Raw genomic sequence first — 15,890 nt, 5'->3', positions numbered from 1 at the left:
CTGAAAATCAGGAATTAAACAAATATTAAAAAACAAATAAATTGATTAAAACATTATTAATTTATTTAATTAAAAAGTATAACAATTAATACATAATACGCCATATTCTTCAGTAATTGTAAATTTCCGAATGTGGTATTGCTAATTAAAAAAAATGCTTATATTTAAAATCCTTTAACTAATTACTTTTACCATCATGACTATAAAAAGATTATTCGATATTCCTCATTATGCTTTAGAGACCTACCCGAAAACGGATATGTTTGTAACAAAATATCAGGGGGAATGGAAGAAAACGTCTACTCAGGAATTTATCAATGAAGGCAATAAAATCTCACGCGGACTTTTAAAACTCGGGATAAAACCTGGGGACAAAATCGCGCTGATTACCACCAATTCCCGCACAGAGTGGGCCATAATGGATCTTGGGCTCTCTCAGATCGGGGTGGTTTCCGTACCGGTATATCCGAGTATTTCGCCGGAAGATTACGAGTTTATCTTCAACAATGCCGAGATCAAATATTGCTTTTTATCTGATAAAGATCTTTTAAATAAAGTAATGAAGGTAAAGCACAATATCCCTTCACTGCAGGGAATTTTCACCTTCGAGAATATCAGCGGAGCTGCCAACTGGAAAGAAGTGCTGGATCTTGGAGAAGACGATTCTACACAGATTGAAGTAGAAGATCTTTCTAATACGATCAATCCGGAAGATCTGGCCACCATTATTTATACTTCCGGAACTACGGGAAAACCCAAAGGAGTTATGCTGACTCACCATAACATTGTGTCCAACGTATTAGGATCAATTCCGAGAATCCCTAAAAAGAAAAACCTGGATTATAAAGATACGAGAGTATTAAGCTTTCTGCCCATCTGCCATATTTTCGAGAGGATGCTTTTTTACCTGTTCCAGTATAATGGTTTTTCCATTTATTTTGCGGAAAGCATTGAGAAGATGGGAGAAAATGTAAAAGAAGTGAAACCTCATTACATGAGCGTTGTTCCAAGGCTTGTGGAAAAGGTTTATGATAAAATTTATGCTACCGGATCTTCAGCAGGAGGTCTTAAGCAGAAGATATTTTTCTGGGCACTGAATCTGATTTCTAAAAAGAAAACAGTCTCCAAACCTTCCGGATTACAGGAAATAATTGCAGATAAACTGGTTTTCAAAAAATGGCGTGAAGGATTGGGCGGCGAAATTATCACCCTGGTTTCTGGCTCTGCAGCCCTTTCCACAAGACTGAACCTGATGTTTCAGAATGCCGGAATTCCTATTCTTGAAGGATATGGTCTTACGGAAACCTCACCGGTTATTTCCGTGAATGCTTTTGGGAAAATGAAAATAGGAACTGTGGGACTTCCTTTGGATAATGTCCAGGTAAAAATTCAGGAAGATGGAGAAATTACCGTAAAAGGGCCATCTATTTTTAAAGGTTATTTTAAAAATGAAGAAATGACAAAAGAAGTTTTTACCGAAGACGGATTTTTTAAAACAGGAGATATCGGGCACGTTGACAGCGATGGCTTTCTTCAGATTACAGACCGTAAAAAAGAAATGTTTAAAACTTCCGGCGGAAAATATATTGCTCCCCAAACCATTGAAAATCTTGCCAAAGCCTCTAAGTTTATCGAGCAGATTATGGTTGTTGGCGATGGTGAAAAGATGCCGACTGCAGTTATACAACCGGATTTTGAATTTGCCAAAAGCTGGGCTCAGAGAAACAACCTGAGTATCGGTTCTACACCAAAAGAAATTGCCAACAGCAAGGAACTCAAAGAAAGAATAGAAAAAGAAATCGAAAGTACGAACGAACACCTCGGAAACTGGGAAAAAATCAAGAAAATTGAATTGACACCGGAAGTCTGGAGTATTGATACCGGCCTTTTAACACCTACTTTAAAGCTGAAAAGAAAGGCGATTAAAGAAAAGTTTATTGATCTGTACAATAAAATGTATGAACATCATGAATAAATTGCAACCGCTTCTTTGAGGCGGTTTTTTTAATTTTAAGATTAAAACTGTGCGATCATTCAAAGCGAATGAAATATAGTATTGAATCTCAATACTATTAAAATTTCCAGTCTAAATTTTTAGTATAATAAATTTTATTTAAATAATGAGCAAAAGATGCTTTCCTGCAAGCTCTTCACAAAAAAAAACTGCCTCATATGAGACAGCTTTTATATTTTTTAAAATGGTGACTAATTAAAACTTAATCACTGATTTCATTTTTTCGTTTTCTTCCATTACCAATTCGTCATCCACAAGGATTTTTCCTGAATGCTCATCAATAATGATTTTCTTTCTCTGAGCGATTTCCATCTGCTTTTGAGGCGGAATAGTAAAGAATGAACCTTTTGGCGCCCCTCTTTCCAATCCTACTACTGCAAGTCCGTTCGGAGAATTGGTTCTGATTCTGTTGTAAGAAGCCAGCAATCTTTCATCGATTTTTGCAGCAAATTCTTTAGACTGCTCAATCAGATATTCTTCTTCTTTCTGGGTTTCAGAGATCAAACCTTCCAATTCTTCTTTTTTGAACTTCAGGTGGTTTTTAAGATCATCGATTTTTGCGTTAAGCTCATCCAGCGTTTCGTTTTTGTGGCTGATTTTAGCACCGAATTCTTTGATTCTTTTTTCAGCAAGCTGAATTTCAAGTTCCTGATATTCAACCTCTTTACTTAATGCTTCAAACTCTTTATTGTTCCTTACATTATCCTGCTGAGATTTGTATTTTTCAATTAAAGTTTTTGCATGGTTAATTACTTCATGCTTGGTTTTGATCTGATCTTCCTGATCTTTGATATCCGCATGAAATTTTTCAGCTCTTTTTTCAAGACCTTCGATTTCAATCTCAAGATCCTCTACTTCGATTGGCAATTCTCCTCTTGTATTTCGGATTTCGTCCAATCTGGAATCAATGATCTGCAAATCGTATAAAGCTCTTAACTTCTCTTCAACTGAAATATCGTTGGTTTTTGCCATATTTTAAATGAAATAATTTACCGGGTTCGTTTTCTCAATAGATTTTGAGATTGCAAATGTACTAAATTTTTGTGACAAAATTTCAAATAATTGTTGAGTAACAAATTGTTCTGATTCGAAATGACCAATATCACAAATCATCATTTTAGATTCGGCAAGGAAAAAATCATGGTATTTTACATCTCCCGTGAGATAAGCATCACATTTTTTGGAGATTGCAGACTTGATACCGCTTGCTCCGGAGCCTCCCAGAACACCTACTCTTTTAATCTTTTTCCTGGTAAAATCAGAATGTCTGATCACTTCAAGATTAAATTTTTCTTTAACAAATTTCAGAAAATCCTGCTCTTCCATCGGCTCTTCAAAATCTCCGTACATACCAAGACCAGTGTAATGATTTGTATTATCAAGGCTGTAAATCTGATGTGCTACTTCTTCATAAGGATGTGCCGATTTCATTGCTGCGACTACCTGCCCCTGTTTGTACCCTTCAAAAATAACGGAAATCATGTCTTCATCTGCATTCTCCCGAATTCCCAACTTTCCTGAAAATGGATCTGAGCCTTCTTTAGGGCGAAAAGTTCCGTTTCCGTTTATGCTGAAACTGCACTCATCATAAAAACCGATACTGCCCGCTCCCGCTTCGAAAAGCGCTTCTCTTACCTTTTCAGAGTATTCTTTCGGAACAAAAACGGTGAGTTGCTTCAGATCATTTTTTTTAGGCTGAAGAATTTTAAGGTTTTTAAGTCCGAGCTGCTGACAGATTCCTGCATTGACCCCAAAAAAATCATTATCGAAGGCGGTGTGAATGGCGTAAATTGCTATTTTATTTTCAATTGCCTTGATCACCGCTTTTTCAACGTAATTTTTTCCCGTTAATGATTTTAAGCCTGAAAAAATAATCGGATGAAAGCATACAATAAGATTGCAGTTTTTAAGGATTGCTTCATCTACAACATTTTCAAGGGCATCGTGACAGATCAATACCCCGCTAACATCACGATCCCATGAACCACAGAGTAACCCGACATTATCAAAATCTTCCGCCTGCTGGAGGGGAATACGCTTTTCTATCTTTGAAACGACCTCTCTAATTTTCATTTTATTCTGTATGTTTGTTACGAAAGTAAGGATAATTTGTTATATTTAAAAAAAGGTTAAAAATGGAAAGAGAACATAATCTTGTTCCGGAAGATGCGTGGTGGAAACGATATCTTTACAGAATTATTTACCGTTCTGATACAAAGCTCGGAAAGCTGTTTGATATTATCCTGTTGTTGCTCATTCTGATCAGTACCGCTATCATTATGATGGAAAGCATCCCTAAACTTGATAAACGTTACCATTATACCTTTCTTGTTCTGGAATGGATTATTTCCATCTTATTTTCAATAGAATACGCTTCAAGAATTACGGTTCTAAAAAACAAACGTCGTTATATTTTCAGCTTTTTCGGAATTATTGATTTTTTAGCATTGATTCCTTTTTATCTGAGCTTTTTCTTTCCGGTTACAAAATACTTCCTCATTTTCAGAATGCTCAGAATGCTGAGGGTTTTCAGAGTATTCAACCTCCTGGATTTTATGAATGACGGATTTGTTATTGTAAGAGCATTAAAGAACAGCTCAAGAAAAATCTATATTTTCCTGCTATTCCTGATTATCTTTTCAGTAATTGTCGGTTCTATGATGTTTATGGTGGAAGGCGGAAGGCCGGGGTTCGAAACAATTCCGCAATCGATTTACTGGGCGGTGGTTACGGTAACTACCGTTGGCTATGGTGATGTTTCTCCGATTACTCCTATGGGAAAGTTTTTTGCAGTTATTCTTATGCTTGCCGGTTATTCCATCATTGCTGTTCCTACAGGAATTGTAACGGCGGAAATGCGGAACAAGAGGCAAAATCTTGAAAAAGTATGCGACCGGTGCGGAAATGAGGATATTGATGATGATGCAAGGTACTGCAAACAATGTGGCAAGAAATTAGCTTAGTGTAAAATATTATAATATCTATTAACTAAATACCAACATCATGGAACCAAAAAAGAAAAATAAGCCAAATACTTTAGTAGTTATACTGTTTTCTTTGATTGTATTAATGGTCATTATTTATTTCATTCTCGTCACCTTCTTTCCGGCGGTTTTTGAGAGCCTTAATACCGGTGATCTACAGCCTGTTCCTGAAAACAGATAAATTATTAAAATTTAGCGCAAAATAAAAAAGGCGATCTGTTTGAGATCGCCTTTCTTGTATTATGATTGTATTGTTATTTTTTTATGGTTTTAATTGTTTGCTTAGAACCATCTTTCATAATAAGTGTCAATAAATACATCTCCTGTCTTAGTTCACCCAAATGAATTGAAGTTCCAGGGTTATCAATCACTTTTATCAATCTTCCGGAAAGATCGGAAACTGAAATTGATTTTACATTGGCAGCATCGGAAATATTTATCAGATCTGTAAACGGATTAGGATATACTTTGATATTTTTCTTTTCCGGCTTCACATCAGAAGTTCCCAGTACACCCTTGGTAATATTAATAGTAAAAGCACCTTCCGGTTCATCAGACCATCCACTATAGTATCCAACATTTACATAATACGTATTTCCTGAAAGTGTTGGGATTGAAAGTGTTTCGCTAACTCCCGTTCCTCCTGAATCTTCAGAATCTTCACATGACAAAGCAGAGCAGGTTCCGCTGTAAACTCCGATTTTAGGATCAAAATCACTTCCTGCAGGCATCGTAACTGTAATATTAAATGTATCTCCGTCTCCTACGAAAGTAAACCATGTACCGTCATTCATTCCGTTATTAGTACAGGCAGTAACCATACCGCCGTTATTTGTAGCCGCTTCTCCATCGTTCTGTACGAAAGTATATGGGAATGTAGTGGCTACAAGAGCTCCGCTACATTCATCATTTGCAGGTGGCGGCGGGAACGTTCCTACACAAACATCAAAACTCTGATTGCTTCCCGTACCATAATAGCTGTATACTCTTACCAGATATGTTTCACCCACAGTAAGACCTGTGACAGTTCCCGAAGCTGGATCTGAGCAATAGATACTGGACAATGCTCCACATCCGCCACTGAATACCTGGAAATAAGTATCGGTATCATTCGGCTCGGTTCCTACCGATTGAATATTTAAAAGAGAGATTTTATGAGAGGTAGCTGTTGCCACGAATTTAAACCATACATCATCATCAGGGTTCCCATAGCATGGATCAGGTATCATTCCAGAATCGGTAGCACCAATGGTATAACCCGGAGTTACAGTACCACAGTTGAGATCCGGATTCACCGTTAATGTAACCGCAGTAGCACATTCATCATTGGTAGGCGGCGGCGGTGCTGTTGTAAACATTATTTCCGAGCAGCCGGAAGATTCTCCTCCAGACCCTACAGCCACAACCTTCAAATAAAGTGTTGTATTGGGTGCGAATGGTGCTGCCGGTGTAAAGCTGTTTGTAGTTACAGCCACCTGGTTGGCTATGTCAGTTCCTCCGGAAGTTGTTCCGATAGAAACTTTATATCCTGTCGCTCCTGAAGAGTTAACCCAAGTAATTGTTGAACCTAGAGGAACAAAAGTTGAATTATTTGACGGATAAGAGACTACCGGGCAAAGAGGGATCGGATTAGCGGTAAGGCCTTCAAAAGTAGTAACGGATTTATAATTTTTCAGATCACCTGAAGAAGGCGGCGAAGCAGGATCCGGGTCGTTATAATCATTTTTATAATTAAGTGTGGAATTTGCTGCTGCCGGATAAACATACATTACTTCATCATAATCATTACTATCATAGCCTGAAGAATTCTCTTCAGCTGCTACAACAAGATTAGCAATATTGTCGTAAGCGAAGGGTGCAGAGAAAGTAATTTCAACAACACCATTATTGTTGGTGACAGTTCCTGAAAAAACCTGTGTCAGCTGTGAAAGAGGAATCCAGTCAGAATCCGATGCAAATGTCGTTTTTGAAGTCTGACCCAGATAGACTACCCATTCTGATGAGCTTGCAATAGACATGGAAGGATCCAGATAAAATTTTAATCCCGTAATGTTTCCTGCAGCATTAGCATTGATTTCCTGTTTTGTAAAAATCTGCTGTGTGTAAGAATAACCATAATATGTACTTATCGGGGCTGTCCCGACATTCGTACTTCCTGCACCCAAAGTTATTTGTGCATTAAGCATCATACTTAAAAACAATAAGCATGAAAGTAGAAATTTTGTCATAAATTTATTTTTGCTGATTAATACACTAATTTAGGAATAATACTGTGATTTCATCATAATAAATACCACTTTTTTTTAATAATTTTAATAAACTTAAAAATAATTATATATATAAATAAAATTTTACATTTTAATTATCCGCATAAAATAGCATGTATTCTATTAAAATCTAATTTTAAAATCAAAATTTAGTACCTTTTTTACAATACAAAAAGAAAGGTTTCACGCTATTAATTCACATCATTTAGAATTAATATCAATCTTAAAAAAATAGCGGCTGATATCAGCCGCTACTTTATCTTAATAGATTAAAAATTATTTTTTAATTGCCTTAATAGTTTGCTTAGAACCATCTTTCATTTCTAATGTAACTAGATACATTCCTTGTTTTAAGTCTCCTAAATGAAGTTCTTTACCAGGATTTGCAATAGTTTTCAACACCCTTCCTGAAACATCTGTTATCAAAACATTTTTCACATCAGAAGCATCAGAGATATTTAACACTTCGGAGAATGGGTTTGGATATACCTTAATGTTATTTTTAGCAATATCATTTATTTCAGATGTAGCTAATACTGCCGTAGCGGTGATATTAATATCATCAAGATATAAGTTAAACTGATCTGCTGCCGAATATGCATTAAATCCAAAATAATAAGTTCCGGAAGTTGTTGGCGTGAAATTAACAGATGCTGAATGAGAAACTTTATCATTAATTGATGGATAATCTGCTAAAACATTAGTCATAGCCGCAACCGCTGCAGAATTTCCGTATGCTACTTTTAATTTTTCCGTGTAGGTTGTGCTATTATTACCATATTTATAAGTAATTGTATACTGAGTACCTCCTGTAAGATTAATACCTTGGGTAAAGAACCATGCGTTAGCTGCTGAAAAACTATCGTATCCATATTGTAATACTTTTGTCGTGAAGCCCGGACAATCAGTTGGTGCGGATGCAGTAACCCAGTTATTACCCGTGCCCGCATTTATAGCTAAACTACAGTTAGGTAGAGATGGTGTAGTTAAACCTTCGAAGTCTAGAGTATACGGAACAGAAGCAACAGCTGAACATAATGTTGTAAAGTTTCTTTCTGTACAACTTAAAGAATTAGAGGTTGAAGAGTAAGAATTTAGTTTATAATAGTATTTTGTACCTGACATTAATGCAGAAGCAAATGTATAAGAAGTTACATTTCCTACATCAAGATTATTCAGTATATCTGTACCTCCAGACGTAGTTCCTACCGATAATTTATACCCAGCAGCGCCGGACAAAGCCGTCCAAGTAATGGTAGGTGTTACACTAATACCTGTTGCGCCTGCTGCAGGAGCCGTTACAGTTGGACAAGGTATAACTAAGGTTGTGAAACTTGTCTCCGTGCATCCTGTTGCCAACCCAAAGCTATTCTTAGGTATTATGGTAATATAATACATTGTTGAATAAGCCAATGTAGCAGCAGGAACCGTGTACGATGTAGTATTCCCCACATCCATTCCTGCCATCACCTGAGTACCACCTGGAGTTGTACCCATATTAATAACATAGCTGGAAGCACCTGCCGCAGCAGGCCAAGTGATTGTTGGAGTTAAAGAAATACCGGTAGCAGCATTTGCAGGGCTTGAGATTGCAACACAATTGGGAGCTGTAGTAGCAGCTTGCGAAAGCACTACATTATCAAATCCCATGTAAAAATCTCCATTCGTAGCGCTGGTACTTTTAAGCCTGAATTTAAAATTCGCTCCTGCCGGTATGGTACCTGCGGGTATAGTTCCGGAAACCGTTGTACATGGTATTGGAGTAGCATTAGGACTATTTAGAGTAACAGGTGTTAACAAATTATTCCATGTTGTTCCACCGTCTACTGAATAATCAGCCGCTACACTCCCATTAATATCACCTGTGGTAGAATAACCTTTCGCCAGGTATTTGAAAGAATAGTTCAGAGCAGTTGCATTCGAAGCTGTAGAAGAATAGGTCATATACCAACTTGTGTAAGTTGTGCCGTAAATGTTTTTATAAACAGCATTAGTTCCAGCACAAGCTGTTCCTGCTAAAGTCCCGTAGCCAGAAGGAGCAGATGAAAATCCTGAACCTGTTATTGTACTTATCCACCCAGTAGGCAATGTACTACCTTCAAAACTTTCCGATACTGTAATTTGTGCTGAAGCTCCTATCCCAAAAGCCATCATACATACTAATAGAATTTTTTTCATACTTATTTGAATTAAAATTAGGTGGTAAAAATATCAATTTATACAATATCAAACAAAAATATAATCAAATTATCAACAAAATCAGCTAAAGAATCATACAATATTTAAAAAAAACAAACATTTATTTAAATTTTATTAAAAAAATATAAAAATGTAATTATTTAAACTTATTGATTTACAATTAATTATGAAAAACAATTTAACATAATCAAATCCCAACCTTTTCATTTAACATAAAAAAAAAGTAGCGGCCGTTTTGACCGCTACATAATATAAGTAATTAAAAATACTATTTTTTAATCGCCTTGATTGTTTGTCTGGAACCATCTTTCATTTCCAGAGTCACCAAATACATTCCTTGTTTTAGTTCTCCCAAATGAAGTTCTTTACCAGGATTTGCGATTGTTTTTATCAATCTTCCGGCAATATCCGTTACCAGAACATTTTTCACATTTGAAGCATCAGATATATTCAACACTTCAGTGAAAGGGTTTGGATATAATTTAATTCCAGTATTAGCATTAGCCTTAACATCGTTTGCAGCAAGTACATTATTTACCTCTACTACAAAATTATCAATATAGAAATTATAGTCTTCAGTATCATCTACCGTACCATCATTTCCATAGAATGCGAATATTGTATTGGCACCTGTATAACCAGTTAAATCCAAAGAAAATGTGTTCGATGTATTGGAAGGAGCATTAGCTGCATTCCAGGTCTGAAGAACTGTCCAGGTATTTCCTCCGTCCTGTGATACCACAAACTGAACGACATCATCAGAACCCATTGCAGAAGCCGCAGTACCTGAATATGTTGTTACAGCATAATCAAATTTCACTCTGTATCCTCCCGCTGATAAATTTAAAGGAGCCATTTTTAACCATCCGGCTCTGTTCACAGAATACAAATTCATTCTCATTGATCCGGTACCTGAATTAGTAACAGGAGAATTTAACCAGTTGTTCTGTATCCAATAAGCCGTTGTTCCTGTTGGTGCACTTCCTGTAGGAGAACCTCCTGAAACATTTGAAGTACAAGCTCCAGCTGTTGAAGCAAAATCATTTGTATAAGTTGGCACTACTGAAGCACATGGTGTACTAAAGGTCAGAACATTAGACCAGCTGCTCATATCCGCTGAAGAACATTTCGATCTTACCCAAACATAATAGGTTGTTGCAGGTGAAAGCGTATTCAAAGACTGAGAAGTTCCTGTGATTCCTGAAACAGTAGGAACTGTTGTAGACACAGGAGCAGTATTTGTTGTGCTGTAATAGATTTCATAACCATTTGACGGCGCAGGAGCAGGGGCAGTCCATGCAACATCAGCAGATGTAGCCGTGATATTAGAAGATACTAAAGCAGTAGGCTCAAAACAAGTAGGAGTAACATCAATATTGATATCATCTACATAAATTCTATTCATATTAGCTGCAGAATACGCATTGAATCCAAAGTAATATGTGCCTGTTGAAGCAGGAGTAAAATCAACAAAATCACTTGTAATTACACCTCCCGTAATAACCGGATAATCTTTTAAAAGATTTGTCATCCCTACAGCGGTAGCTGAAGTACCATAAGAAATTTTCATTTTTTCAGGATACTGTGTCGTTCCTGTAGCATTAGAATATTTATACTTAATTCTATAGCTCACACCCGCTGTAAGATTAATTCCCTGAGTAAAGAACCATGTATTTGCAGCATTAGAAGTGTTATAAGTATAGTTTAAAACATTCCCGGTAAACCCTGTAGCCGTGGATGTATTCCACACATTTCCTGATCCTGAATTTACAGCTGATGTACAAACCGGTAAAGCAGGTGTGGTAACACTGTCAAAATTTAAAGTATACGGTACATTAACAGAAGTACATGCTGTAGTAAATGTAGCAGCAGTAGTCCAAACACTCTTATCAGCAGTACTGCACACAGAACGAACCCAAACATAATAAGTTGTAGAACTTGTTAAGCCTGATAAAGGCGCAGAAGTAGTAGCGCTTGTACCAGATGCTGTAGTTGAAGCTGTTGGCGCCGTGTTTGTCGTACTGTAATAAAACTCATAGCCATTGCCCGGAGCTGATAAAGGAGCTGTCCATGCAACAGTTGCATTATTTGCACCAATAGCTGAAACCGTAACCGCTGAAGGCTCTACACATGAAGGCATTAATTCATACACAACATCATCAATCAGAATACTGTACCCTGATGGTCCGATATGCTTAAATGCCATTGTGGTAACACCCGCAGGAGCAATAATATTATTAATTGTATAATTATCTACAACCGTTGCACTATTCGCAGTATAGGTAGTACCGAAAGACACGAATGTAGAGGCGTCGGAAGGATTGGTAAGATATCCTACATCTATTTTATCTCCGGCTGTAAAATTTCCTCTCATTTTAAATCTCAAACGATAAGTCCCCAACTGAAGTGTACTTACCGGCGGCATAGAAACTACCGCAGGAGAAGAAACTGAACTGGTATAAATATACATATTATTCGGAGCACTCATTGCGGTGCTTGCCTGAGTATAAGCACTACCGTTTGCGCCTACTTTAGCCCAGCAATTCGGCCATGAACCCGCTGTAACAGTATCAAAGTTTTCAGAAAAAGCTGTTACCGGAGTACATACAGTTGTAAAGTTTCTTTCCGTACATCCGGATGAAGTGGCAAGTGCAGAATAAGCATTTACCGTATAATAATACTTTGTACTGTTCATTAAAGCTGAACCGAAGGTATATGATGTTACATTCCCCAGATCAACATTATTTAAAACATCCGTTCCGCCGGCAGTTGTTCCTACAGATATTTTATATCCTGTAGCTCCCGTTGAAGCTGTCCAAGTAATGGTTGGCGTTACAGAAAGACCTACTGCAGCAGCTGCAGGAGCTGTAACAGCCGGACAGGAAATATTAGCAGTTGTAAAAGTTCTTTCTGAGCAGGCAGCAGAAGGAATGGCACCGTTGTAAGAGCTTACCGTATAATAATATTGTGTATTAAACTGCAAAGCAGATGCAAAAGTGTACGTGGTAACATTCCCCAGATCAACATTGTTGACTACATCAGTTCCTCCTGAAGTAGTTCCTACAGAAAGTCTGTATCCTGTAGCTCCACTCACTGCATTCCAGTTGATAGCAGGAAGCACGGAAACTCCTGTAGCCGCAGCTGTCGGAGCTGTAACTGCAGGACATGCAGGCACTGGGTTAGGAGCAAGACCTAACAAAGTAACTACAGACTGCGTTGCAGATCTTGTCCCGGTCTGAGTAATAGAGGCAGGATTCGGGTTGGTAGTGTCATTTCTGTAATACAACGTTTTGTTTGTCCCGCTGGTATAGGTATAAAAAACTTCACCTCCGTTATCACCGGCTTTATTTTCATCAACCGCAATCACAAGGTTGTTTACGTTATCGTAAGCAAAAGGCGATGAAAGTGTGATTTCCACAATACCCGCATTATTGGTTACTGTTCCGCTGTAAACCTGTGTCATTGCACTGGTAGGAATCCAGTCGGTAGTTGAGGAAAAAGAAGTTTTTGTAGTCTGTCCCAAATAAACAACCACATCATTTGAGTTGGTAAGACTGGCAGAAGCACTTAAATAAAATCGTAATCCTGTAATATTCCCTGCTCCGGCAGCATTGATATCGCTTTTAAGCAAAATCTGCTGGGCATAGCTGTACCCGTAGTAAGTACTCCATGGGACGGTGGCCACAGTTGTGGAGACACCACCCGATGTCGTTCCAGACCCTAAGGTAATCTGAGCCGACATTAATGTACCCAAAAATAAGAGGTACGTAAGTAAATGTTTTTTCATACTTAGTTAATTAAAATTAGGTGGTAAAAATATTAATTTAATTATATATTATCAAATATTATAATGAAATTTTTAATAAAATTTATATATCAACTAAGATAATTCAATAAAACTAAACAAATATTTGATTTTTGATAATTTATCCCTGATTGTTGATATATTTATATAATTGATTATTAATAATATAAAATTCAAATACATATTAAATCAATCCCAACCTCTTCATTTATACAAAAAAAATAACGGCCAAAAATGGCCGCTATTTAATATATGATGATGCTATTATTTTTTAATTGATTTTACTGTTTTTTGAGTTCCATCTTTTAAGTATAGCGTAATCATGTACATTCCTGATTTTAAATCGGCTAGATTAAGCTCAGATCCAGGCTTTTCAATTGTCTTTATCAATCTTCCGGAAAGATCCGTAACAGAAACCGATTTTACATTATCAACCTCTGAAATATTCAGCACATCAGAGAAAGGATTCGGAAATACCTTAATACCATCTTTTAAGGCTGAAGTTTCTGAAGTTCCAAGGCAAGAAGAGTTTACGATTACATTAACCGGCTGTCTTGCACTTTCACAACCAGCAGTTAATTGCCAATCATAAAAATAATAATATGAAGTAGAAGTGGTATTACCTGAACAGCAATTACCATTGGTGATCGTCATTACACCCGGAACGGAAAGCGGATATGCTCCCCAAGATGCTCCCGATTCTCTTACCAAACTGCTAACCCCTCCCGTTCTGCTCATCATCATTAATTTATAATTGCTTCCCGGTGTTACGGAAAAATTCAGAGGAACAAACGTTTTTACATAAGGAGCCGTTGTACCTGTAAGATTTACCGTAACAGTCTGTAAGGTAACTGCCGGACTAACATTTCCATCCTGTAAAGCGATGACAACCGTTCCCGCGCCTGTGCCTATAGGATAAACATACACCCCATTGATTGTAAAACTGGAAGTAGCATCAAAAAACAATCCCGCCTCTAAAGTATATCCACTCGTGGATATCGCATTTGCCAATCCTGCACTTGGGGGATTAGTCCCGGTTTTTGCCGATACATAATATGTAGTATTTGCTGAAATCACAGGTGTTGTGTAAGAATTCCCGGTACTTAAGACATTTCCTCCAGTAGCAGCATCATACCATGTAACAGTAGCACCTGAATCTGCCGTAGCCGATATGGTAGCCGAACCTGAAGCCCCACAAACAGTTGCCCCATTTACACTTAGGATAGCAGGAGGCTGACATGACGTTGCAAATGAAGATACTGTAGACCAAACACTCTTATCCGATCCTGAGCACACCGATCTTACCCATACGTAATAGGTTGTAGCAGGAAGCAAGCCACCAATTGATGCCGAAGCCGTTGTTGAAGTGACAGAATTTGATGCATCCAAAACCGTACTTGATGTAGGCGCAGTATTTGACGTACTGTAATATACTTCGTAACCATTACCCGGAAGTGCTGAAGGCGGAGTCCATGATACTACAGCTCCATTAGTGGTTACCGTTGCTAAAGGAACCGTTAAACCTGTAGGAACTATGCATGTTGGCGGCGCCCAGTTAAATGTTAATCCCGGAACAGGAAAACTCGTATTATCTCTCGCAACACTTGCACTGTTGGTAGTTCCGGCTGTTGTAGAATCCCACGGACTACCTGCCGCACCGGACCTGTTATTAAAATCAGCATTTGAAGCCCCTCTCAAACCAACCTGATTGGTTCTTGATGTCGTGTTAATATTATAACCCGGCCCGTAAACTATCGAAATACGGTTAGAAGTTTCAGCCAGCCTTAACTGAAAATTAAGATGATTACTTCCGGTTACCGCTGTACTGTAATCATTATATCCGATCCATTCAATAACAAAAACCCTGTTTGGAGCAACTCCTTCAACAGCGGTAAAAATCTTACCTGATCCATAACGCACTACAGCAGACGAAGAGCTGGATGTTGCAGGAGCAGACATGGTAATGGTTCCGGCAGTTTCATCAAAAGCCGTTACAGTGGCTCCCGAAGGAATTCCATTGACATTATTGAGCTGTTTTCCTATTTCAATACCTTTAAAAGAAGCCACATTGGTAATGATATCAGATCCGCTTGTGGTAACTCCGGAAGTAATAAATACACCCCACAAATCTCTGTTCATAACACTTACAGCTCCAGAAAATCCGGTAGTTGAAGATATTAAAGAACTGGCAGTACTGGTAGTAGCACCAAATGTTGCCCCTCCATTTGAATTGACAAATATTGAGGTATAATCTACCCCGTTAAAATTAAAATTAAAAGGAATAGTAACCGGCCAGCCTGCTGTATCATTAGTAGTTGATGTTGTAGCCTCACTCCCGGAAACAACCGTACCTGAAGAAGCAATACTATTGAATGTGCCTGTAGTCTGAGCAAATACATAGTTATTCACCTGCGCATTCATCGTCTGTACAGCTCCAAAGAATGCAAGGGCAATAATTCCCGTTTTTTTTAAGCCAAGACACCATTGCCACGGACTCGTGTAAAGTTTTCTCATAAAGATTCTTTTAAATTAGATTTTAAAAATAGCAAATAAAAAATATTTACTGTAAATTTTTGCTAATTTATTTTAAATTTAAATAAAAATAAATGATTTAAATTACA

9 protein-coding genes are annotated in these 15,890 nt (G+C 37.6%); 3 read left to right on the top strand and 6 right to left on the bottom strand.

Annotation, left to right across the window (positions count from 1 at the left end; all coding sequences use genetic code 11):
- Positions 1 to 196 precede the first annotated feature (196 nt).
- The gene (locus M0D58_RS17055; protein WP_248391964.1) at positions 197 to 1,975 is read left to right on the top strand and encodes an AMP-dependent synthetase/ligase; all 1,779 of its coding nucleotides are present in this window, start codon (positions 197 to 199) and stop codon (positions 1,973 to 1,975) included.
- A gap of 234 nt (positions 1,976 to 2,209) precedes the next feature.
- Here the strand turns inward: M0D58_RS17055 and M0D58_RS17050 are convergent, their stop codons facing one another.
- Entirely contained in the window at positions 2,210 to 2,986 is a 777-nt protein-coding gene (locus M0D58_RS17050; protein WP_072885759.1) for a zinc ribbon domain-containing protein, read from the bottom strand.
- Positions 2,987 to 2,989: 3 nt separating this feature from the next.
- Positions 2,990 to 4,087 carry a Nif3-like dinuclear metal center hexameric protein gene (locus M0D58_RS17045; protein ID WP_248391961.1) on the bottom strand — a complete coding sequence of 366 codons (1,098 nt, stop codon included), beginning with the start codon at positions 4,085 to 4,087 and terminating at the stop codon, positions 2,990 to 2,992.
- 62 nt (positions 4,088 to 4,149) lie between these two features.
- Between M0D58_RS17045 and M0D58_RS17040 the strand changes: the two genes are divergently transcribed.
- On the top strand, positions 4,150 to 4,977 hold the full coding sequence (locus M0D58_RS17040; protein WP_248391959.1) for an ion transporter: 828 nt from the start codon (positions 4,150 to 4,152) through the stop codon (positions 4,975 to 4,977).
- A gap of 40 nt (positions 4,978 to 5,017) precedes the next feature.
- Positions 5,018 to 5,179 carry a hypothetical protein gene (locus M0D58_RS17035; RefSeq protein WP_248391957.1) on the top strand — a complete coding sequence of 54 codons (162 nt, stop codon included), beginning with the start codon at positions 5,018 to 5,020 and terminating at the stop codon, positions 5,177 to 5,179.
- A gap of 73 nt (positions 5,180 to 5,252) precedes the next feature.
- Here the strand turns inward: M0D58_RS17035 and M0D58_RS17030 are convergent, their stop codons facing one another.
- The 4 genes from M0D58_RS17030 to M0D58_RS17015 all read right to left on the bottom strand — a co-directional run bounded on the left by M0D58_RS17030 (position 5,253) and on the right by M0D58_RS17015 (position 15,783).
- On the bottom strand, positions 5,253 to 7,226 hold the full coding sequence (locus M0D58_RS17030; RefSeq protein ID WP_248391955.1) for a T9SS type A sorting domain-containing protein: 1,974 nt from the start codon (positions 7,224 to 7,226) through the stop codon (positions 5,253 to 5,255).
- Positions 7,227 to 7,541: 315 nt separating this feature from the next.
- A complete protein-coding gene (locus M0D58_RS17025) occupies positions 7,542 to 9,419 on the bottom strand; it encodes a T9SS-dependent choice-of-anchor J family protein (RefSeq protein WP_248391953.1) in 1,878 nt (625 codons plus the stop codon).
- Between the two features lie 313 nt (positions 9,420 to 9,732).
- Positions 9,733 to 13,251: a fibronectin type III domain-containing protein gene (locus M0D58_RS17020; RefSeq protein WP_248391951.1), complete on the bottom strand. Its 3,519-nt coding sequence runs from the start codon at positions 13,249 to 13,251 to the stop codon at positions 9,733 to 9,735.
- A gap of 282 nt (positions 13,252 to 13,533) precedes the next feature.
- Positions 13,534 to 15,783: an Ig-like domain-containing protein gene (locus M0D58_RS17015; RefSeq protein WP_248391949.1), complete on the bottom strand. Its 2,250-nt coding sequence runs from the start codon at positions 15,781 to 15,783 to the stop codon at positions 13,534 to 13,536.
- Between the last annotated feature and the right edge of the window lie 107 nt (positions 15,784 to 15,890).

This window comes from Chryseobacterium nepalense (genome assembly GCF_023195755.1).
In the GTDB taxonomy this organism is placed as follows: domain Bacteria; phylum Bacteroidota; class Bacteroidia; order Flavobacteriales; family Weeksellaceae; genus Chryseobacterium; species Chryseobacterium nepalense.
This window is presented reverse-complemented; position numbering and strand designations above follow the sequence as displayed.

What these genes read in the sequence shown, in the direction of transcription:
- M0D58_RS17055 (WP_248391964.1), top strand. Translation starts at nt 197, where the DNA reads ATGACTATAAAAAGATTATTCGATATTCCTCATTATGCTTTAGAGACC.
- M0D58_RS17050 (WP_072885759.1), bottom strand. Translation starts at nt 2,986, where the DNA reads ATGGCAAAAACCAACGATATTTCAGTTGAAGAGAAGTTAAGAGCTTTA.
- M0D58_RS17045 (WP_248391961.1), bottom strand. Translation starts at nt 4,087, where the DNA reads ATGAAAATTAGAGAGGTCGTTTCAAAGATAGAAAAGCGTATTCCCCTC.
- M0D58_RS17040 (WP_248391959.1), top strand. Translation starts at nt 4,150, where the DNA reads ATGGAAAGAGAACATAATCTTGTTCCGGAAGATGCGTGGTGGAAACGA.
- M0D58_RS17035 (WP_248391957.1), top strand. Translation starts at nt 5,018, where the DNA reads ATGGAACCAAAAAAGAAAAATAAGCCAAATACTTTAGTAGTTATACTG.
- M0D58_RS17030 (WP_248391955.1), bottom strand. Translation starts at nt 7,226, where the DNA reads ATGACAAAATTTCTACTTTCATGCTTATTGTTTTTAAGTATGATGCTT.
- M0D58_RS17025 (WP_248391953.1), bottom strand. Translation starts at nt 9,419, where the DNA reads ATGATGGCTTTTGGGATAGGAGCTTCAGCACAAATTACAGTATCGGAA.
- M0D58_RS17020 (WP_248391951.1), bottom strand. Translation starts at nt 13,251, where the DNA reads ATGAAAAAACATTTACTTACGTACCTCTTATTTTTGGGTACATTAATG.
- M0D58_RS17015 (WP_248391949.1), bottom strand. Translation starts at nt 15,783, where the DNA reads ATGAGAAAACTTTACACGAGTCCGTGGCAATGGTGTCTTGGCTTAAAA.